The 22,583-nt window shown below is 33.3% G+C and carries 18 protein-coding genes and 1 pseudogene; 11 read left to right on the forward strand and 8 right to left on the reverse strand.

The features are described 5' to 3' along the window. Nucleotides 1–562 precede the first annotated feature (562 nt). From MOK21_RS23900 to MOK21_RS13150, 3 genes are all read left to right on the forward strand, one after another. A complete protein-coding gene (locus MOK21_RS23900; RefSeq protein ID WP_249074451.1) occupies nucleotides 563–1,726 on the forward strand; it encodes a sensor histidine kinase in 1,164 nt (387 codons plus the stop codon). 5 nt (nucleotides 1,727–1,731) lie between these two features. Further along, complete coding sequence (locus tag MOK21_RS13145; RefSeq protein WP_249074452.1) at nucleotides 1,732–2,403, forward strand: response regulator transcription factor; 672 nt, start codon at nucleotides 1,732–1,734, stop codon at nucleotides 2,401–2,403. A 192-nt stretch (nucleotides 2,404–2,595) separates the two neighbouring features. Continuing rightward, the gene (locus MOK21_RS13150) at nucleotides 2,596–3,615 is read left to right on the forward strand and encodes an alpha/beta hydrolase (protein WP_249074453.1); all 1,020 of its coding nucleotides are present in this window, start codon (nucleotides 2,596–2,598) and stop codon (nucleotides 3,613–3,615) included. 344 nt (nucleotides 3,616–3,959) lie between these two features. Here the strand turns inward: MOK21_RS13150 and MOK21_RS13155 are convergent, their stop codons facing one another. Beyond that, entirely contained in the window at nucleotides 3,960–4,235 is a 276-nt protein-coding gene (locus MOK21_RS13155) for a gamma-type small acid-soluble spore protein (RefSeq protein WP_249074454.1), read from the reverse strand. 1,129 nt (nucleotides 4,236–5,364) lie between these two features. On the opposite strand from MOK21_RS13155, the gene ltaS reads away from it, so the two are divergent. From ltaS to MOK21_RS13175, 4 genes and pseudogenes are all read left to right on the forward strand, one after another. Then, nucleotides 5,365–7,305: a lipoteichoic acid synthase gene (ltaS, locus tag MOK21_RS13160; protein WP_249074455.1), complete on the forward strand. Its 1,941-nt coding sequence runs from the start codon at nucleotides 5,365–5,367 to the stop codon at nucleotides 7,303–7,305. A gap of 856 nt (nucleotides 7,306–8,161) precedes the next feature. Further along, nucleotides 8,162–9,219, forward strand: a pseudogene (locus MOK21_RS13165) (Cfr family 23S rRNA (adenine(2503)-C(8))-methyltransferase). Nucleotides 9,220–9,299: 80 nt separating this feature from the next. Next, nucleotides 9,300–9,935: a 50S ribosomal protein L3 gene (gene rplC, locus MOK21_RS13170; protein WP_249074456.1), complete on the forward strand. Its 636-nt coding sequence runs from the start codon at nucleotides 9,300–9,302 to the stop codon at nucleotides 9,933–9,935. A 6-nt stretch (nucleotides 9,936–9,941) separates the two neighbouring features. After that, a complete protein-coding gene (locus MOK21_RS13175) occupies nucleotides 9,942–10,589 on the forward strand; it encodes a hypothetical protein (RefSeq protein ID WP_249074457.1) in 648 nt (215 codons plus the stop codon). Nucleotides 10,590–10,706: 117 nt separating this feature from the next. On the opposite strand, the gene MOK21_RS13180 is transcribed toward MOK21_RS13175, so the two are convergent. The 3 genes from MOK21_RS13180 to MOK21_RS13190 form a co-directional block, all read right to left on the reverse strand. Beyond that, nucleotides 10,707–11,366, reverse strand: a complete 660-nt coding sequence (locus MOK21_RS13180; protein ID WP_249074458.1) for a GAP family protein — start codon at nucleotides 11,364–11,366, stop codon at nucleotides 10,707–10,709. Between the two features lie 10 nt (nucleotides 11,367–11,376). Beyond that, complete coding sequence (locus MOK21_RS13185; RefSeq protein ID WP_249074459.1) at nucleotides 11,377–12,135, reverse strand: MerR family transcriptional regulator; 759 nt, start codon at nucleotides 12,133–12,135, stop codon at nucleotides 11,377–11,379. A gap of 63 nt (nucleotides 12,136–12,198) precedes the next feature. Then, nucleotides 12,199–12,342, reverse strand: a complete 144-nt coding sequence (locus MOK21_RS13190; RefSeq protein ID WP_249074460.1) for a hypothetical protein — start codon at nucleotides 12,340–12,342, stop codon at nucleotides 12,199–12,201. Between the two features lie 182 nt (nucleotides 12,343–12,524). On the opposite strand from MOK21_RS13190, the gene MOK21_RS13195 reads away from it, so the two are divergent. Next, nucleotides 12,525–13,193 (forward strand): DUF4097 family beta strand repeat-containing protein, encoded by a 669-nt coding sequence (locus tag MOK21_RS13195; RefSeq protein WP_249074461.1) that lies wholly within the window; start codon nucleotides 12,525–12,527, stop codon nucleotides 13,191–13,193. A 320-nt stretch (nucleotides 13,194–13,513) separates the two neighbouring features. After that, entirely contained in the window at nucleotides 13,514–15,085 is a 1,572-nt protein-coding gene (locus MOK21_RS13200) for a thiol-activated cytolysin family protein (protein ID WP_283164709.1), read from the forward strand. A 144-nt stretch (nucleotides 15,086–15,229) separates the two neighbouring features. On the opposite strand, the gene MOK21_RS13205 is transcribed toward MOK21_RS13200, so the two are convergent. The 3 genes from MOK21_RS13205 to MOK21_RS13215 all read right to left on the reverse strand — a co-directional run bounded on the left by MOK21_RS13205 (nucleotide 15,230) and on the right by MOK21_RS13215 (nucleotide 17,592). Then, complete coding sequence (locus MOK21_RS13205; protein WP_249074462.1) at nucleotides 15,230–16,531, reverse strand: alpha/beta hydrolase family protein; 1,302 nt, start codon at nucleotides 16,529–16,531, stop codon at nucleotides 15,230–15,232. A gap of 176 nt (nucleotides 16,532–16,707) precedes the next feature. Beyond that, nucleotides 16,708–17,142: a DUF3021 family protein gene (locus tag MOK21_RS13210; RefSeq protein ID WP_249074463.1), complete on the reverse strand. Its 435-nt coding sequence runs from the start codon at nucleotides 17,140–17,142 to the stop codon at nucleotides 16,708–16,710. Nucleotides 17,143–17,154: 12 nt separating this feature from the next. Further along, nucleotides 17,155–17,592, reverse strand: coding sequence for a LytTR family DNA-binding domain-containing protein (locus tag MOK21_RS13215; RefSeq protein WP_249074464.1), 438 nt, complete (start codon nucleotides 17,590–17,592; stop codon nucleotides 17,155–17,157). A 1,192-nt stretch (nucleotides 17,593–18,784) separates the two neighbouring features. Between MOK21_RS13215 and MOK21_RS13220 the strand changes: the two genes are divergently transcribed. Then, complete coding sequence (locus MOK21_RS13220; RefSeq protein WP_249074465.1) at nucleotides 18,785–20,263, forward strand: Lsa family ABC-F type ribosomal protection protein; 1,479 nt, start codon at nucleotides 18,785–18,787, stop codon at nucleotides 20,261–20,263. Nucleotides 20,264–20,920: 657 nt separating this feature from the next. Then, nucleotides 20,921–21,418, forward strand: coding sequence for a S4 domain-containing protein (locus MOK21_RS13225; protein WP_249074466.1), 498 nt, complete (start codon nucleotides 20,921–20,923; stop codon nucleotides 21,416–21,418). A 659-nt stretch (nucleotides 21,419–22,077) separates the two neighbouring features. On the opposite strand, the gene MOK21_RS13230 is transcribed toward MOK21_RS13225, so the two are convergent. Further along, complete coding sequence (locus MOK21_RS13230) at nucleotides 22,078–22,482, reverse strand: hypothetical protein (protein WP_249074467.1); 405 nt, start codon at nucleotides 22,480–22,482, stop codon at nucleotides 22,078–22,080. Between the last annotated feature and the right edge of the window lie 101 nt (nucleotides 22,483–22,583).

Below are 22,583 nucleotides of genomic sequence, written 5' to 3' on the forward strand. Positions count from 1 at the left end.
AAACGAGTATCAGATAAAGTTACTCCTGAAACCTTGATAGATATAGCCAATTCAATTGATTATTGATTCAAATTGGAGGTTATGTTATTCAACTAACAGGTGCGATTGTTCAATAAGAGCAGTCGCTTCTTGTGCAATAGGGCAGAAGATAAATTCATAATAAAAAAACAATGTTGCATGTCAGTACTTAGTCCATGATCACAACATTGTTTATTTTGAGTTCAGTTGAAGAAGGAGATGGTATAATTAAAAAATGCATATGATAAATATTCCAATTAATAATACATATAATGGCTAATTATCTGTAAAAACCTAATTTAACAAAAGGAGATATCATCTCTAAATTATTTAGTGGGCGAGAAATTAAAAAAAGGGACATTAATCGGAATTGTAATAGAAGATTGTAGCTTGGAGTTTAGAGATAACTAAATAAATACAAAGATTTGAAAATATTTACTTCTTTGAAACTGCAATTGCAGTTCAATTTATAATCTCCAGGTAGGATTCGAAAATGATTAGTATTAGGAATGATGGTATATACACCGAAGATAGGGGAATAAAAGTGGAAGCAATAATAGATCAAAGGAAATGGCATTGGCCCGACTATTTTCTATTTCTCATGCGTACGGTATGGTTTTCTTTTAATGGATACGCGATATTCGTTAGTACGATTGGTTCGGAAAAGTGGATTATTTTTTTATGGGCTAGTTGTTCTTATATCATACCCCATCTATTTTATCGGCCTGGGCTTATAAAGTTCCATTATTATTTAATGGCCGAGGTGTTGTTAACGGGGTCTTTGTTTATTTACTTATCAAGTCAGTATGATATATCAGTGACTTACAGTTTTTTACTTGTTCCTATCCTTACTCTTGCTTATGCTTGTCAAGTTAAGCCATTAATTTGGTTAGGACCTTTTGCCGTATCTGCTAGTACATGGGCAGGCAGTCTCTTCACTAATCAGGATTTCTTTAAACTCTTCATTGATACTACTATTTTTTATGGTATTGGGTTTTGCTTAGGAAGGATGACCATCGTCAATAAAGCAAATAAAGAGTTAATTGCCTCTATAGAGGAAAAAAATAAGGATTTGAAGTATTATTCAAAAAAAATTGAGGAACTGACGATAAAGGAAGAACGAAATAGAGTTTCACAAGATTTGCATGATACGGTAGGCCATATTTTCACATCGGTCATAACAAGCTTAGACGCCCTTCCTTTTCTATATCGGGCAGATCAAAAAGAAGCAGAAAAAAGTATAAAAGAGATTTCAGATTTAGCACGGAATGGCTTGAACGATGTGAGAAAGACAATTCACCATATGTCTCCAATGGACCATCAGACACTTGTTGAATCAGTGAAAGAATTGATTGCTGATTTTATGAAACATACATCAACAGATATACAACTGAGTGTCAAAGGGGAAGCGACCAAAGTCAGTGAAAGAGTAAAGTTTGCCATTATTCGTTGTATCCAAGAAGGACTTACAAATGCGAAAAGACATGGTCAGGCTACTTTTATTAAAGTAAATATTTCGTTTGAACTAGAAGAATTGATCGTTCTTATCGAAGATAATGGAAAGGGTTGTCATAAATTAAATTTAGGATTTGGCTTACGCTCCATGAAAGATCGAATATCGGAATTAGCGGGTACGGTTAACTTTGATTTTAAATTGAATAATGGTATGAGGATCACGTGTAACATACCTATGGCAAAGGAAGTTTAATGATCATGATTAAAGCAGCAATCGTTGAAGATCAAGAGATTCTAAGAAAAAGTTTAAAAATTGTGATTGAAAATATTTCTGACATTGAGATTGTTGGAACTGCAGAAAATGGAGAAGAGGCAATTGCTTTATGCGAAAGAGAAAACTTTGATATTCTTTTAATGGATATTCAAATGCCGGTGATGGATGGGGTTAAGGCAACAGAAGAAATAAAAAAACGTTGGCCCAATATAAAAGTGATCATCCTTACTACTTTTCAAGATGTCACTCATGTGTTGAATGCCTTAAATGCTGGTGCAGAGGGTTATATATTAAAGGCTGTTGATCCAGAATATTTAGTTCAGGGAATTAAAATGGTGTATTACGGAGGCTCCCTCATTCCTCAACAATTAGCAAAAGAGGTGTTTGGTCAAATACAATTAAAAAATAACTCACACACGGATCAAGACCATAACTCTATGATTCATCCCTATGATTTAAATAATCAAGAAATAAAAGTTCTCAAATGTTTAACCCAAGGATTGTCCAATAAAGACATTACAGAAAAAATGTTTCTTTCTATGGGAACTGTGAAAAACTATGTTTCTACCATTTATTCGAAATTGAATGTAAAAAACAGATCTTCCGCTATTACTAAAGCAATGGAAGAGAGTCTTATAGAAGATAAGAAATATTAAATAAGAAAGCGTAGATGAAGTTAAATTGACTTTGTCTATGCTCTTTTTTTGATTGCGGCCCCTTATTTTAAAATATTAGCCAAAAGTCATAATTTGTCGTTTTATTTATAAATATTTATGACTTATTAGTGACTTACCGGCACTACAATATATTACTTTTCAATTGTAGTGTATTGGGTAAGGAGGGATTAGATGAAAAACTTAAAGAGATTAATAAAATATGTCGGTGTATTCATTATTATAATACTGGTAATCGCACTTTTCAGGCCCACATGGACTTCGAATATAAAAGGGGATAACAGTATTAGCGTCTTAGAACAAGTTAAGATCAACGGTACCAAACAGCAAATCATGATTCGAGGTCGTGATCAAAATAACCCGGTCATTATTTATGTACATGGGGGACCGGGTTGTTCCGAAATACCTTATGCTGCTAAGTTCCAAGACTTATTAGAAAAGGATTTTACAGTCGTTCATTACGATCAAAGAGGAAGCGGCAAATCGTATCATTTTAATGAGGATTATTCTAAATTAACGGCAGATGTACTTGTAGATGATTTATTAGAACTTACGGACAATATTTCGAAACGATTTGGCAAAGAGAAAGTGATCTTAATGGGTCATTCTTACGGCACATACTTAGGAACAATGGCTGCTTATAAAGCTCCAGAAAAATATGAAGCCTATATTGGGATTGGTCAGATGAGTAATATGCAAGAAAGTGAAATAGATAATTTGAATAATATGATAAGTGAAGCGAAAAAAGCCGGAAATACAGAAGATGTGAAGTACTTAGAGGGGGTCGCTGAAAAAATACATGCTGGAGAGGCAGTGACTCCAAGAGGTTATGTGTATAAGTACGGCGGCGCTACAAGACTTATTAATATGTCGGATGGCGATATACTATTAAGTCGTGAATATAATTTGTTGGATTTTATTCGCTATAACAATGGAGCTGCTAATTCACAAGAACCGCTTGTAAAAGAAACCTTGGATAAGCCGCTATCTAAGATCGTTACCAAACTTGAGTTACCATTTTATTTTGTAATGGGTAAATACGACGCAATGACTTCATCGAATGCAGCAAAAAAGTATTTTGATATGCTTGAAGCGGATCAAAAGGGGTTCATTTCTTTTGAAGAGTCAGCTCATTATCCACAATTTGAAGAGAAGGAAAAATTTTATAACTGGATGTGCGACACATTTAAATAGGGTGGCTTTTTTCTTACATTGATGGATAGTTTATTAAATATTACTAAACAACAACAGTAACAAATGCAATCTTTTAAAAAAGTAATAACATTAAAGGAAAACCAACGTTATAGTCAAAAACATTGGTTTTTTTTATGCAGTGAAATCAAGAGTATTGAGTGAAATTTAATCAAACAATTTTAAACCAACATAATTTAAGGTCTTTTGTCGGCGTTCGGTACTTCGAATGTGTGCATCAAAAGAATCTTTTTTATTACAAGAAAGGGTTCACATCTTAGAATAAAAAAGGTGGGTGAAATAGGAAAAACCGGCAAAGAAGATTGCCGGTTAGGGAAGATATTTCACTATTTCATACTGTTATTATTTCCAAATCGACCAGAAGCTTGTTTTTTGTTTGCCTCTGCTTGTTGGATTTGTTGTTTGATTTGATTAACATCAGTCTCATTCCCGAATTCTTCGTTCATTGAGTGCTTTGTACCAGAAGCTTGTTTTTTGTTTGCTTCGGCTTGTTGGATTTGTTGTCTAATTTGATTAACATCAGTCTCATTCCCAAATTCTGCGTTCAACGAGTTCATTGCATTTGGGGCTTTTTGGTTAAAGTTTTGGTTGTTATTATTCATGGATTTCACCTCCTGAAATTAGTCTGTACAGAAGATGCTTTATTATTCGTAGATATTTCTAATGAAGTACCAAGCATGAATTACCAGCTAATTTTACCTGTAGATCATGTTACTAAGAAAACTTCGCTCTAAAAAAATCATAAAATCCCATGTTCATTGGAATAGCCCAAATAATGAATCCTAAAAGGACAACAGGTACCAAAAGAGTTTTAAATACTTTAGGTGAAAGAGTCTTTACGAATAGTAAAACGTAGATTCTCACACATACTACAATAACAACTAGTAAGACCATCATCGAAGGTAAAAAATATAACAAACCTGTTCCTTTTGCTAACCATGAAAATATATCCATAACATTACCTCGTAGATTTTATTAATGGAACAGTTACAGCCAAAGTTTAAAGCGAACCAGATGCTAAACTTATGGCTTGTCTTTAGAGTTTCCACTTATTATCGCCATACTTGTTCATCTTTTCTTATATGAACATTTTTAAACATGGATAGTATGGGTGAAATAAGGAAAAGAATTCATTTAATCGAAGTGACCCTTAGAAGGAAATAGGGGTGCAAAGTATTTTTACTTTACATAATATTACTTGGAAGTTGTGTTTATATAGTTTTTCAATTTGATAAAGAATCCTTTGTTGGGTTCGGTACACTGAGTGCTTGCAGTCAATAAGTAAGCTACGAATCTAAAACACTTGGTAATCATCATCGATCATCTCATGGTGAAACGGTTGCGTGGTTGAACTGAATGAGGATATAAAAGAAGGCATTTGACTTGCAAAGGTTATGTTAAAAAACTAATATTTGAAAGTTGTTAGAAGTGTTTTACTATGTATAATAACTTGACAGAATTCTATAAGGGGAGTAGTATACAATAGCTACGTGAAAAGCTAATGTGAAGTAACACTTTTTAAACGTAATACTTTTGAATCATAGTTAATATATAGCTAGATTTAAATTAAACTTCTTTTAGTGGGTGTGTTCAAATGCCCTCATAAGGAACTCAGTCCAATATTGCCATGTTCTATGGCGCAATGAGTGATTGACCAGCATGTACTGGCCTGAAGCCTCCGGACGGAATTATACCGAGGCATAATTAATTAAGTAAAAAGTAGGTGCAAAAATGAAAAATTTATTAAATAAAAAAGATGCCCTATTAAACAAATTTTTAGGGATATATATAGTTGCTGTTTTAATGTTATGGATTAAAACATACATCACGCAAAAAGCACAATTTGAACTGGGCGTAGAAGGAGTGCTTCAACAATTCCTTTTACTATTAAATCCACTAGGTTCAGCAATGCTATTCCTAGGATTTTCGTTTTTATTTAGAGGAAAGAGAAAATATACATCACTAGTTATAGTTTACACGCTGATGTCTATTGTTTTATATGCCAATATTGTTTATTACCGATTCTTTAGTGATTTCATTACATTACCTACAGTTACCCAAACGCAGAACTTCGGTGATTTAGGCGGTAGTGTTCTTTCTTTATTAAAGCCTTATGATATCTTGTTCTTCGTAGATGTATTTGTAATGTTTTACCTACGATTCTCAAGAAAAATACAAAAAGAAACTAATCGTTTTGGCAATAAAAAAGCAATCGCAATCATTGCCTTTGCATTAGGAATTTCAATCTTGAATTTAGGACTTGCTGAAGCGGACCGTCCACAACTATTATCACGTGGTTTTGATAGAAACTATATTGTGAAATATCTAGGAATGTATAACTATACGATTTATGATTCAGTAGAAACGATGAAAGCATCTTCACAGAGAGCTTTGGCGGATAGTAGTGATATTACAGAAGTGCTGAACTATACAAAATCCAACTACGCAAAACCTAACGCGGAGTACTTTGGTAAAGCAAAAGGAATGAACGTTATCTATTTACATTTAGAATCATTCCAAAACTTCCTGATCAACTATAAATTAAACGGTGAAGAAGTTACACCATTTTTAAATTCATTAACAAAAGATAAGAATACATTGTATTTTGATAATTTCTTCCATCAAACTGGTCAAGGTAAAACTTCTGATGCAGAATTTATGCTAGAAAATTCTTTATTCGGGTTACCACAAGGGTCTGCTTATATAACAAAAGCACAAAATACGTACCAAGCAGCTCCTAGCATTTTAAAAGATCATGGTTATACATCTGCTGTATTCCATGGTAATAACGGAAGCTTCTGGAATCGAAATGAGATTTATAAATCATTTGGATTTGAGCACTTCTTCGATGCTAGTTATTATGACACGAATTCTTCAGAAAACATGGCTGAATATGGTTTGTTAGATAAACCATTCTTTAAACAGTCTGAAAGTCTTTTAAGTTCGTTACCACAACCTTTCTATACGAAATTAATTACGGTAGGGAACCACTATCCATATAAAATGGATCAAGACTTAGTAACAATTGATAAAGCTAATACTGGAGATGCAAGTGTCGATAATTATTTCCAAACAGCACGTTATGCAGATGAAGCAATCGAACAGGTCTTCAATCAATTAAAAGAATCAGGCTTATATGATAATTCGATGATTGTTCTTTATGGTGACCATTATGGTATTTCAGATAACCATAATAAAGCGATGGAACAAATCATTGGAAAAGAAATTACACCGTATGAAAGTGCTAATTTACAACGCGTACCATTATTTATACATGTTCCAGGAATGCAAGGTGGAACCAACCATACTTATGGTGGCCAAACAGACCTTCTTCCAACATTATTACATTTACTAGGAATTGATACGCAAAAATTTGTTCAATTTGGTTCCGACTTATTATCAAAAGAACATGATGAAGTTGTACCATTTAGAAATGGCGGTTTTGTCAGCCCTACGATTTATTCAATTAATGAAAAATATTATGATAATCAAACAGGTTTACTACTAGATGATAGTCAATTAGAGTTTGCGAAAACTATCAAAGATAAAGTAGATCGTAAATTACAATTATCTGATAAAGTCGTGAATGGTGACTTATTGAGATTCTATACGCCAACAGATTATACTCCGGTTGATCGTTCGAAGTATAATTACTCCAAAGATGTGAATTAGAATCTAATTAAATATTGCAATTTGCAAGGCAGTTCAAGAATACGTGTTTGATATCAAAGAGTTTTTATCCGATTGCTCTATGGTATCTTACCGTAATCTGGAATTGCCTTTTTATATATTTTAAAAGCAAAATCGGAAAGTTTCACATCAGAAAAGCGCTAGAAATCAACGTTTCTAAAATTGATTTCTAGCGCTTTTTAAGGTTTGACCAGTTTTATCTAAAAAGTTTTAGTGTGTTGGATGTTCTTATCGTTTTTAGCGACAGTTTGTTTGGATTCCATTTTAACTAATGAACAATGCATATTTAACGTCAAAAATAGCAAATACGTTATTATGTATAACAAACTTATTTAGAGAGTCTAATATGGAAGCAGAGGTATTGTTAGAAATAGTATATTTAAAAGATTGTTCATTTAATAGTGATATGCCAAAATCAAACTTTACATATATTCAATTTTATGTTAAATTACTCAATAATAAATTTGATTAAGGGAGGTGCAAGCAATGTTAACTGTTTTTAGAATTCTTTTTGGTAAAAATGTAAAACTTGGAAATGGTTTGGCGGACAAAGGGAGTAGTCTGTCCTTTTTTAAGTTATACAACCATACAAAACAGTTATCGGAGCTTTGCCTCTATGCCAATTAAATGACAAGGTAATGACTTAAAGTCCTTATTTATTTGAGCATATTTTTTATTTAAGATAGGCGCCGATAATTTTATTGGTGCTTTTTTATTTTAAGTTAAGCACCGATAATTCTATTGGTGCTTTTTTGTGTTTATTTTTAGCTTAAAGGATAGACAACTCCTTTCTATTTACTCCTATAAAACTAGAGAGTTCTAAGGAAGGATGAAAATGATGCAATTAAAACAAAGCAATAAGTATATAAGAATACAAGATTTCTTAAGGGAACACAATTACCCTAATTTTAGAATGAGACAAATATTGAATGCCATTTTTAAAGAAAGAATTGATAAGTTCCATGAAATGAATGTACTTCCTAAATTGTTAAGAGAGAAATTAGTTGAAGAATTTGGGGAGTCTATTTTAGATGTTATTCCTTTAAAGGAGCAACATTCTGAGCAGGTTTCAAAAGTTTTATTTGGAATTTCAGGAAACGAAAAAATAGAAACGGTAAATATGAAATATAAAGCTGGCTGGGAGTCATTTTGTATATCCTCTCAGTGCGGTTGTAATTTTGGGTGTAAATTTTGTGCAACTGGAGATATAGGTTTAAAACGCAACTTAACGTCAGATGAAATTACTGACCAAATTTTGTATTTTCACTTAAAAGGACATTCGATTGATAGTATTTCTTTTATGGGAATGGGAGAAGCATTAGCGAACGTGCAAGTTTTTGATGCTTTAAATGTACTGACAAATCCAGAGTTGTTTGCTTTAAGTCCTCGCAGATTATCTATTTCGACTATAGGTATTATTCCGGGCATAAAAAAATGACTCAAAACTATCCGCAGGTCAACCTGACGTTTTCATTACATTCTCCTTTTAATGAACAGCGAAGCAAGTTAATGCCAATTAATGAACACTACCCATTATTGGATGTAATGGATACATTAGATGAGCATATACGTGTGACCTCAAGAAAAGTTTATATTGCTTATATTATGTTGCCAGGAGTTAATGATTCTATTAACCATGCAAAAGAAGTAGTAAACCTTTTAAGAAGTAGATATAAAAGAGGGAGTTTGTTCCATGTAAACATCATTAGATATAACCCAACTGTTAGTTCACCTATGAGGTTTGAGGAAGCAAATGAACATCAAGTTGTAAATTTCTATAAAGAATTAAAGTCAGCAGGAATTAACGTTACCATTAGAAGTCAATTTGGCATTGATATAGATGCTGCTTGTGGGCAATTGTATGGAAACTATCAAAAAAATATAACCAATAAATAAAGGTGAGAGTAATGTTTAGAACGTGGGAAGTACCCTAAGAGATATTACGAACAATAAATAAAAATTAGTAGGAGGATATTATGATAAAAGGAATCTTAGGAAGAAAAATAGGCATGACTCAAGTGTTTAGTGATAGTGGAGATCCTATAGTTGTGACAGTTGTTGAAGTGGAAGAAAATGTTGTGTTACAGAAGAAAACGTTGGAAAGTGACGGATACGATGCAATCCAAATTGGATTTTCTGATAAGAAAAATCCAAACAAAGCGGAAATAGGAAGAAGTCAAAAGGCAAATACCAATCCTAAAAGATATGTTAAAGAAATTCGTGGAGCATCATTAGATGTTGGAAAACGTATTAGTGCAGATATATTCCAAGAAGGCGACTTAGTGGATGTTACCGGGATATCTAAAGGAAAAGGGTTCCAAGGTGTCATTAAAAGGCATGGATTAAGTGGAGGTCCTGCATCTCACGGTTCAAGATTCCATCGAGCTCCTGGTTCCATCGGTGTAGTCGCCAAAAATGATGGCATGAAAGTAATCAAAGGAAAAAAAATGCCCGGACGAATGGGTGGAAAACAAACCACTATTCAAAATCTTACAATCATAAAGGTTGATAGGGAACGCAACTTATTGTTAATTAAAGGGAATATTCCTGGACCAAAAAAGTCGTTTGTAATAATAGAAACTGCAATTAAAAAATTGAATGAAAAATGGTGATGATTAGTGTTAAACAAAAAGAATAATACTAGCCAAAGTATTGGTAGAGATAATGTAGTCATTACGGATTTTTTGATGTTGACTGACAATAATAATATTAAACTACCGTTCATAGTGGCAAGGGTTAACGATTATGAAATAACTTTAAACTATTTAAATATTGAGCTGATGAACGACCTGATGTTGGGCATCATACCTTCTGAAATGTCTTCATCAGACCTTCTTGAGAGTTATTATTGTGCTCTTGAATCAATCATTGAACATGAGCTTATTGTACAAAAAATGAATGAGGATAGAAGTATTTCTGAATGGGAACCTGATAAAGAACAAATTACGGATTGTATGCAAGAATTATTTGACGAGTTTGGAATTGATGTATCAGAGGAATACTCTAAACAGGAGATTGAAGAATTAGTAGTGCAAGAATTGCGCATGCAACGCTTTATTGATAATCAGTTGGGAGATACTCGTGTATCCAAGGAAGAGATTGAATACGAATACCAAAATTCACCTGAAAATGGGGAAATGCAAATGGAATACATTCGTGTTATTCTTGAATATGAAAAGCTAGAAGAGAAATATAAGGCTTTTGTTCTCGACTTGAAAAAAGCAGCGTCAATTGAAACTTATTATGATTTCACTTATTTAAAATAGAGTATCTTCCTAAGCCTTAACTACATTCTATTGAAGACTAGTAGATCCCCTTTAAGTAAACAATGAACCTACAGTAAGTAGATAACATTTTATTTAAAGGGGATTTTTTAAAACGCCCTACAAGTAATCCAGACTATTAAAAATTAGAATGATTCCAACAATACACATTATCCAAGAAAGGGCTGACCCTGTATTATTTGCTAGTTTCACTCGAAGTTTCTTCAGAGGTTTATGCATCCTCCAACCAAACAGGAGGTAAAAGAGAAGCAGCAAGAGGGAAGGCATCACCATGATCAAATTGTATCCAGCTAAAATAGAAGACCACTCCATCCATGATAGATTAGAAGTAGTCATTATTCCAATTGCTGCAAAATAAGGAAATGCCATACCTACTTCGATTAATGAAGTAGTGAATCCTAGAGCCACAATTGAAAGAATGCTTTTTGATTTTGGAGAAGGCAGTTCTGAATTTCTCTTTGCTGGAACATAAAAACTTGCGATGAACAAAAGTACTCCAATAATAAAGATTATCCAGCTTACAATTCGATTTTGAAATAAGCCAGAAATAATCTCGAACAAAAACCCTAATCCTAACATAAGTGAAACTCCAACAGCAAAATAAAATCCTGCAACCGTCAATAAATAAATCAATAAACGTTTGGTTTGTTGCTCTTTATCTGTTAAAAGTAGATAGACCGTTACCCCTAATGTAGCAGGGCTTAATGTATCCAGTAAAGCTAAACCTCCTATCAGGAGAAGTAGTTCTATACTCACCATTCTTTCCCCCTTATTCCGGTTGAGGATTATTCTTTTTAGCTATAAAAACTTCATATGCCTGGTTCAACAATTCAAGTACATCCTGATCAATCGGATATAATCCCAGTTTCTCTGACTGCTTTTGCGACATCCTTATTTCCCACAGCTTATCTAAAAATTCATCTTCACCATCAAATTCCTCTAAACGCTTTTCATCCATTCTTCTAATGATATTTTGAACTTTGCTTGATTTAGGACCGTCCTTCATATAACGCTTTAACTGACCTATCAGAGCAATCCATTCCAGTGAATCAGAACTGTCACTTGTCATATTGGGAACTTTTTCGAATAGCTTTATTTCTCGTTCTTTAAATATAGATTCTCTATAATTCTGCTGTATTTCTTTATCTTTACTGGATAATTGCATGAGCTTCTGAATTGCAACCCAGTTTTCTTCACCTTCTATAGCAATTCCATGTATCAATTCCCGTAAGGACTGCTCTATATTCTTTAGGTTTTCCTGTTCTTTTATGACAAAAGATAATTGGCTCTTTAGACTATCAGACCAATCCCATTCACTGGAAGCGAGCATGTTCATAATTTCATTTAAGCGAAATCCAATTTTTTTTAAAAATTGAATCTGCTGTAGTTTTTTTATTTCAGTATTCGTATATAAACGATGACCACCTTCTGTTTTGGATGGTGGCTTTAATAATCCGATTTTATCGTAGTGCCGCAGTGTTCTTACTGTAACACCTGTCAGCTCTGCCACTTTGTTAATGTGTATCAACTAATAAACCTACCTTTCTGTACGTTATACCTTTTGTTAACAACTGTTTTATTCATTCCGTTCTTATTCTTCTTTATTAAAAAGGGATTTAAGTAAGTACCCTGCTCCCAAGCCAATCAGTACACCAGGAAATGCATGATCTAGAGCCAGTCCAATCCCAGCACCTATAATGACACATCCATATATAATTATATCTCCCTGTTTCATCTAATCCTCCTTATTTTTCTAATTTATTTAGATATTTCAAAAAGTAGTTACTTAACAGTATACAAAATGACGTAACGTAAGCTTCAAGTTCTTTTTAAACTTTTATGAATTAATTTATAGAAGCCTTGAAACTGACGAGGGGTCACCTTTTATAATGGCATCAAAAGAGAGGAGTGGTGAATATGAAGAAATACTGTATGGTTATATCGGTTATTTTTACAATAATGTTTGTAAGTGCCTGTTCAGGAGGGGAGGAAAGAGAAGACATTCAAATAGCTTCCCTTAAAGATATAGATAGCATTTATATTGAAAATGGGAGCATCAATATAGATGTAGTATCAGCAGATATAGATGAATTGGAAGCAAACTTACTTTTATACGACAACGGGCCGGGAATTGTAATGGAGAAAGGGCAACGAAAATTAACGATTCGATTAAAAAGTGATATAAGCCGTCTGTTTAAAATCGACCGGATGCCTCATTTAGAAGTTCGAGTTCCTACTGAATTCAAAGGGGAAATCTTTGTTGATAGCACTTCTGGTAATGTCGTTGGTAAGGATCTGCAAATGCACGATCTTCAAGTTAGTGGTAGCAGTGGTAACGTAAAACTTGACTTCCTTGATTTTCATAGTGATGTTCACGTTACTACAACAAGTGGAAAAGTGGACATTTCATTGAATGAGGCTAAACCTAATGCCACGTTCCTACTTAAATCAAACAGTGGAAGACGTTCAGTCGGCATTGTATTAAAAGATAAACAACAAAGTAAAAAAGAAACAAAAGGAACATCTGGGAACGGAGATTATGAAGTGCAGCTAGAAACCTCTTCAGGAAATATAACATTGAAATAAATACAGATACTACTTCAAAGTTAATACCACTCCGAGAAGAAAGCACTGATCCAGGAGGGAGTTATAAAACAGTAGCGAAAGAATTAGAAATTGATCATTTAATGGTAGGGTGTTGGGATTCAGGTATGAGAGTAGCTAATGCGAGTTATATGCAACGCTGTCTTTAGTAGTAGGTCTTTTATCCTCAATTCTTATTTAGGTTGTTACTATAATTATTATGACTAAAATAGTTAAAAATGGAAATAATAATTTGTTATATTCACTACATATTTACTCTTCAAAAATCTGAACACAAAACCAAAGTACTATATTTGAATAAAATGTTTTTATGGTATAATTTCCTAAAAGGAGTGGTGTTTTTGGGAATTCGAAATTATTTTAAAGTAATAAAAGTTCTAGTATGTTTATCTGTTAGTTTATGCATTATAAATTATCCGACTATTTCCTTTGCAGCAATACTTGATTCTAATGTAGTTAGTGAAAAAAGCAATCCTAATGACATTGATACTGGTATAGCAAACTTGAACTATAATAACAGCGAAGTTTTAGCAGTGAATGGTGATAAGGTTGATCGTTTTGTCCCAAAAGAAGGTATTAATTCAAATGATAAGTTTATAGTGGTTGAACGTAACAAGAAATCACTTACAACTTCACCGGTAGATATTTCTATTATCGACTCTATGGCGAATCGTACATATCCAGGAGCATTACAACTTGCCAACAAAGCTTTTGTAGACAATCAACCTAGTTTATTAGTGGCCAAAAGAAAACCGCTAAATATTAGCATAGATTTACCTGGCATGAAAAGGGAAAATACTACGACCGTGGATAATCCAACATATGGTAATGTTTCTGGGGCAGTAGATGAGTTAGTGTCTACATGGAGTGAAAAATATTCAACAACCCATACTTTACCTGCAAGACTACAATATTCAGAATCTATGGTTTATAGCAAATCTCAAATAGCAAGCGCTCTGAATGTTAACGCCCAAGTTCTTGATAATTCACTGGGAATTGACTTTAATGCAATTGCGAGTGGAGAGAAAAAAGTGATGGTTGCGGCATATAAACAAATATTTTATACCGTAAGTGCAGAATTACCTAACAATCCATCAGACCTTTTTGATGATAGTGTTTCTTTTGAAGAGTTAACCCGTAAAGGTGTAAGTAATAGTGCTCCTCCCGTTATGGTTTCAAATGTAGCGTATGGCAGAACAATTTATGTGAAATTAGAAACAAGCTCTAAGAGTAAGGATGTACAAGCTGCTTTTAAAGCCTTACTGAAGGATGTCAATACTAATGTAGAAACTAGTGGACAATACAAAGATATTTTTGAAGAAAGTTCCTTTACTGCTGTAGTATTAGGGGGAGATTCCCAAAAGCATAACCAGGTTGTTTCAAAAGACTTTAATGATATTAGAAAAATAATTCAGGATAATGCAGAATTTAGTCTTAAAAATCCAGCATACCCAATATCATATACAAGCGTTTTCTTAAAGGATAATTCGATTGCTGCAGTTCATAACAATACAGATTATATCGAGACGACGGCTACAGAATATTCTAAAGGCAAAATCATCCTTGATCATTATGGTGCATATGTTGCTCAATTTGAAGTAGCCTGGGATGAATTTTCTTATGACGAAAACGGAAAAGAAGTACTATCCCATAAAACTTGGGATGGAAGCTGGAAAGACAAAACAGCACATTTCTCTACAGTGATACCACTTCCGCCTAATTCAAAGAATATAAGAATTTATGCAAGAGAATGTACAGGTCTTGCATGGGAATGGTGGAGAACAGTTATTGATGAATACAATGTTCCGTTATCTAATGAAATAAAAGTTTCAATTGGAGGAACAACATTATACCCAACAGGTAATATTAATTAGAATATAAACTCCTGCCTTGGAAAAACAAACGGCTGAGACTCTTGTTACACAAGAACCTCAGCTGTTTTTATTTCCTCAAACATCTATACAAGTATTTGAAGGGTATTAACCGTATCCTATATAACGACGAAAGAAACTTTGTGTTCAATATGTCTCTTTGGGAGCGAAATGGCCGATTCCCTTTAATTCAAAGTCAAAAAATTGAAGAATTAATTCATTTTCAGTTTCAATACAATAGAACTTATCAATATCGGCTTTTCCTCCTTGTAGTATATTTGCCACTATAGGTGAGAATAGCGGTAAATCGGTTAAGCTTAAATGTTTTGCCCCTTTGAAATGAGTAGTATAGGCTCCTTCGAACTGTTTATTATTAAGTTTGTTCGCTACGTAAACAGGAGTACGATCCAGTTGACGCCAAACATCGTCCGAATAAATGTTAAAAAGGGGAGTTGTGTAGGCTTTGCTGCTTGCCATAAAATTATCATCAGCTTTGTTATAAACAAGTTCACTAAAGAAAGGGGCATCGATATTTACTACTGCACTTATATCATCACGCTCTCTACCTAACCACACACTTGCCGCACCTCCCATTGAGTGCCCAAACACACCAATTTTCTCTGTATTAATATGTTGATAAATAGGGTTATTGTCACCTTTAGCTTTTGTAAGTATTGTATCAATGACAAAATTCATATCGTCTGTTCGTAGTTTCATCCATTTTTGAATGATATTGTACCATTCTTCATACGAATAAATACCTTTATTCGTATTATTGACTTCATTTTTAAAATCTGAATTGATCATCGTTACTATTCCATCCTCTGAACGAGTATAGAAGGAATGATAGGGATGATCGATGGAAACGACTACATAACCGTGGCTTGCCAACTCAGTATATGTAGAGGCGTTACCTTCCTTGATCCCATATGCTCCATGTGAGAATACCAAAAGCGGATATGTTCCATCTGCGTTTTTTGGATACCAAAATTCCACATTAACAATTCTGTTGTCTCCCTTGTCAGAAAACTCCTCAATACGATTCTTGTCAATAAATGTGTCAGTAGCGGTTGCGACTTCATATTGTCCTGTCACTTTTGGAGATGGGTGCTGTGGAAAAATAATGACGGGTGAAAGGACAAAGACAAATAACAATATCATCATAATGGACTTCCACACAATGTTAGATGTTTTGAATTGTTTGATATTCGTTATCTTAAGGATAAGAGATACTGTCCCTTTTACGGCTAATAAGAAAAGTAGGAAAGCAAGCATTACCCAGCGGAAATCCCAGACAATCACTGATGAAACAGTAAGTATTGCAAATACGATAAATACTGCAATCCTCATCCAATTCTTTAATTTTTTATGGTTTTGCTTAGTCGCTATGCAGTAGATGGCAAAAGCAATTTCGAAAATCAAAGCCATTGATAATAGTAATATTCCCATAGTCGTTCCTCCACTTCATTGGAAAAATTTTTATGAAATCATCATAATAAACGGATGGAAGGATGTATATGGAAAAACGGTAAGTTGTATTCACAAGCCAATAAGATGCAAAAAAACGGTAAGCTCTAATGCTTACCGTAAAATAATTTATTATAGGTAACTACTGCTTCTCTTGACTATTCATCAAAGTCTTTTTTCATTAATTTTAGTTTTTCATTGATTTTTTTTGCATCTTTTTTATCATTTTGCCATGAGAGTAGACGAACAATGATATAGATTACCGCAATTTGCAGTGCTAGAAAGATTGCACCTGATGCATCATTAACAATATGAATAGCGCTGCCTAAGACAATCAATAAAATCTCCAAAGTGAAGAAATGAATAATGATTCTTATACGCATTTTCTTCTCACTAAGATCATTCGGAGAATAAAAGATAAACCCCGTTAATGCACTTAAAAATGAAGATGCCATAATGATATAAATCGATTTCAAATCAAAGGCCATGTCAGGATAATACATTTGTCGCAACAAAGTAATCACCATGATTATGGATGCGAAGATGATAAAGAAATCCTTAATTATCTCTTGTACAAATTTAAAAAAATTCATATGTATCCCTCTTTATAAACCAAGCATATTTTTAAGGACAGGCACATACTGCCTTGATATAACAGCACGTTCTCCGTTATCCAGCACCGCTTCGAATCGGCCACTTATGGTCGGATAAACAGATGAAATTTTCGTGATGTTTAAAATGGTTGATTTCGATGCGCGAAAACAGTTTTTACCTTTGCATAATTCCTCTAGCTCGTATAGTTTTTGTTTTACCTCAAAAACATTGTCCCTGCAGTACATAAACACTTTTCCCTCGACTGCCTCGAAATAATAAATATCACTAAGCTTAATGCGGTGAATACTATCATTTTGATGACCGAGTAAAATAGGGTTTTCAGTTTTCAGCTTGTTCATAATTGCATTTATTTCTTCATTAACCTCATGACACCTAATAATAATTTCTTCTTCTAATTGTTGGCTTATTTCTTCTATTGAAATTTTCATATTATCACCCACGAAAATTCAAATTATTTCTTTTGCTTGAGGATAAACTGCTAAAAAGGTTTGATTCTAATGATAACACATCCATATATAATGCTATTTTACATTTTATCCCGTTTGGATTTTATTTTATGATAGTATCCAGAATCGGCTAAGTCAAGTGTAGGAAAAAGGGCGAGTTCAGGTAAAGTATAATGAAAATCACAATGGTTATAACTATTATCTTCACTCACCGTACTTAACCCTGACTTTATATTTGGTTGAGCAAATTACGGGTGAATTTGCAGCTAAAACAACTATCGAATTTGTACTATAATTAATTTACTTCTTAATGTAGATACATGTAAAACCATGACCAGATGTACAAGTGATCACGGTAAATATTGGCTTGGAATTTAAAACAAAATGAGTTGCTATCATAAGCAACTCACTATGATCCTTTTTTCTTTCTTAAAACTGAAATCCAACAGACCATGGCACTGAGGAATGCTACTAAAATTACGACAAAAACATTGTTATCCATTGTGAATCCCCTTCCAGTTGGTATTATAATCAGTCTGTCATATTAGTAATATATCAATAATTCGAAAAAATTCAACTGAACATTTTGAGGATAAAAAGTAACAAGCGTTAGGTATAGTATGATGTCTTAGATGTAATCACTAACCCTAAGCTGTTTGCTTTAAGTGGTATTATAATAAATAAAATAATTTGAAGTGAAGTTGATGCTTGAATTGTATTTCAGGAAAAAGTTTGCTAATATATAATTACAATTATGAGAGGACTGATGAATGGACAATGATTAACTAAACTATATTTTTATTTGAAATGAATAACTTCAAACTTCAAATTACAAAATATAGGATTAGTCTGTCCATTTTTATAAATCAGTTTATACGTTTTTTGTCATGGTTCCAATGGCAAAATAGAACTTATTTATGATAAGTGTTAAAGATTAATCCTTCCAATTATTACAAATTGGGAGGTTTTTTTTATTCTCTCATGGTTCATATCAGGAACTTTTAAGAAAGAAAGGAGAGTTAAAAATGAGCGATTCAGATACTATTGTTACGCATGTATTACTCCGTACAAGTCGTTAATATCCATCGAACTTATACGGAGAAATTTACAATGGATGGATATGCCGACTTTGTATAAAAAGTAAAAAGTATAGCTATACAAAGGAGGAATTATCATGTCAATGATACAAGTTCAAAATTTAACTTTTTCTTATCCAAGTAGCTTTGACAATATTTTTGAAAATGTAAACTTTCAAATAGATACGGATTGGAAACTTGGATTTATCGGTAGAAATGGACGAGGAAAAACAACTTTCTTTAATTTATTATTAGGGAATTATGAGTATAGTGGGAAAATCAATTCTTCGGTGGAATTTAATTATTTCCCTTATCCAGTTTCGGATAAAAACAAGTATACTCATGAAATCATGGAAGAAATTTGCCCCCAAGCAGAAGATTGGGAAGTTCTTCGTGAAATATCCTATCTAGACGTTGATGCCGAGGTTATGTATCGACCTTTTAAAACGTTATCAAATGGGGAACAAACAAAGGTGTTGCTTGCTGCACTTTTTTTGACGGAGGGTCAATTTCTATTAATTGATGAGCCGACGAACCATCTAGACACGGAAGCGCGAAAGATGGTCTCTGAATATTTAAGGAAGAAAAAAGGGTTTATATTAATTTCACATGACCGAAACTTTTTAGATGGATGCGTTGACCATATCCTTTCTATAAATAGAGCCAATATTGAAGTTCAAAGTGGTAACTATTCTTCTTGGAAATTAAATTTCGATAGACAGCAGGAACACGAAGAGGCAACTAATGAGCGTTTACAAAAAGACATAGGGAGATTAAAACAGTCTTCCAAGCGGTCATCGGGTTGGTCTAATCAAGTGGAAGCTTCCAAAAATGGGACAACGAATTCGGGCTCTAAGTTAGACAAAGGTTTTGTAGGACATAAAGCAGCAAAGATGATGAAGAGGGCAAAGAACCTTGAGTCAAGGCAACAAAAAGCTATTGAGGAGAAGTCGAAACTGCTAAAAAATGTGGAAAAAACGGAGTCATTAAAATTAGAATCATTGGATTTTCATGCAAATGAATTGATTGTTTTGGCTGATGTGTCTGTTCAGTACGATGACCAAATAGTGAATAAGCCAGTTAGCTTTAAAGTTGAACAAGGTGACCGAATTGTACTTGATGGAAAGAATGGAAGCGGAAAAAGTAGCATCCTCAAACTAATTCAAGGAGATCCGATACAGCATACAGGCTTCATGAATATAGGTTCAGGTCTCATCATTTCCTATGTCCAACAAGATACTTCTCATTTGAAGGGATTATTATCGGACTTTATTGAAGAGCATGAGATTGATGAAACGTTATTTAAATCCATCCTACGAAAGATGGACTTTGACCGAATTCAATTTGAGAAAGATATATCTCATTATTCTGGTGGACAAAAGAAAAAACTGCTGATTGCCAAAAGTTTATGTGAAAAAGCTCATATCTATATTTGGGATGAACCGTTGAATTTTATTGATATTTATTCGCGCATGCAAATTGAGGAGCTTATTCAACGATTTAATCCCACAATGGTGTTTGTTGAACATGATCAGGCATTTCAACAAACAGTTGCAACAAAAACGGTATCTATGTAGGTAATATGAAGTACTGAACTCTTTATAAAAATCATATAAAATCGTTTGAGTAAACAAATATACAGCACTCTTGTTTTAGTTACAATATCGTATCTAAACAAGGGTGCTTTTTGTTTTGTATGAAATCAATCAATATCACTGCAAAAGACCACGTTGCTTGTCAAAAGATTAAGCGTATCATAAATTATGTTGGGAGAATTTTAATATAGCCTTATGTAATATAAAACGAATGATATTATAAAAAACTTGAATGAAAATCCTATTAGCTACAAAGTTAATAGGGTTTCTTAAGTTCAAATTCAAAATGTGTTACAATTCGGATAATTTAAAATATTACACTTGCAATCGAAGCTAATTACGGGTAATGTAGGGATAACTCTATTTGGATAGAAAGGATACAGGAGAACACGTATGCCAAACTTTACTTTGTAATGATTAATAAATTGGATAGCATTGCCCTCAAAAAAACAATGTTTTTTTCAAGGGGGTAGTATGCCCATTTTTCATTACAAAGGAACCGAGCAACCCTGTAGTCTCGATATGACAGGAGGTCCTTATGTGGATCTCCTTTTTTTATTTCATTCATTTTACATTGTACTGCAAGATATCCGAATAGATGCTTGCGTTCCTTTATATCTTATTAAGAGGTGAAGGATAATGTTAAATATTACAATTCGCTGGACACTTTCTCAAATACCTGAATGTACCGTAAAGAAGCACTGCAAAATGTGTGGGAAAATATCTATTTTTACGGATACAAATGTGCGAAGACATAACGCAAACGGAAAAAATATTTACCAATATGCAATTTATAAATGTGAAAAAAATCATACGTGGAACAAAAAGTTAGCTATTTATAAAACGTTCTCAGAGCATGTTGCTGAAATGGAGGAGCACCAAGAAGAATCTTCATTTTTGTCAACGATTCCGATAAACAGCTTCATACAACAAGGCATTAAGATGATATACATTGTACTGGATGATGTGATTGGAAAACATCGAATTGATAAAGTGCTTGCAAACCAAATTGAGGATTGGAGCCGATCACAGATTATCAAAAAAATTGAAAAAGGAACGATTCAATTAAATGATCAAGTCATAAAACCAAGTTCAAGATTGTCAAAGGGCGAACGCATTTCTATATCCATTGACTGAACAAAATACTATCAGGGTTGCAATGTGGTAGATAAAACACTCACACATTTGCAACCTATTTTGTTTGAAGATTCACGGAAGAGGGAAGCGATATTATGAAAAAGGTATTTTTTACATGATGGATAGATTAAGTGATTGAACAGTTGTTTTTGATTTTCCAATGATAAAAAATTGATGCAAAGGGGTATTTAAATGAATTGTCCTCTAAAGAAACGTGTACATTCTTTGTTCCTAAAGGAAGTACAATATTATATTTTCAAGAAAGCTTGAATGCTTATATGACATGTTCAATGTTATATAGACAGTTCTACATTGAAAAGGGAAATTTAACAAAAATTTCTTCCCTAATTACAATTTTTTAAAAATTCACTAATCTTAATAGCCTCCATTCAATTTATTGAATGGAGGACTTAACTTTATCGTATTATTTCAACTTTATACACATGAAATAACTTATGTTTACGAAACAACAATTACTTAGTTCGAAATCACTATGTCATAATTGATCTAACGAAAAAATGAATATGAATATTCGTTAGATCTTAAAAATACGAAAAAATTCAGGAGAGAAAGGGAGTAGTCATCTCTCTCCTGGAAGAAAATGAGAAGCTCTTATACTCAGTAAAAGATACGATTTTATATCATATTATATATAAAACTTATCTTCTAAGTGTAACCGACCCGGTTGCTGAAGCAGTATTACCATTAGTAACCGATAAATAGTTATCCCAAGTTCGGGTAGTGTCATTTTTAGATAAACTATAAGTTCTAGTATGAGTCGTGCTATAGAAATCAGCCGTAAACGTGCGAGAAGTATATCCATCATTATATGACACATTATAGTATGATGAAACTCCTCCGCCCCAACCGATTGTTTTTGTTACACTTGAGCTAGAAGTATTTAATGTAACAAGTTTAGGGGAAATATACGCATCTACGGGAACGTAACGTGGAGTAATAGAATTAGACGGTTCTTCAGCAGTAGATGCAGATGCAGTTGTGTAACCTGCTCCTAAAATAAATGTTGCTGCCAGTGCACTAAATAATAGTTTTTTTGTTTTCATAAATAAAACCCTCCCTGGGATATATTATATTAACATCCAATAAATGTATTAGATGTTAATATTTATTGTATATAAAAACAATTGTATTGTAAATGGTGAAT

Origin of the sequence: Lysinibacillus sp. BPa_S21 (assembly GCF_023337795.1) — a bacterium.
Classification (GTDB): Bacteria; Bacillota; Bacilli; order Bacillales_A; family Planococcaceae; genus Lysinibacillus.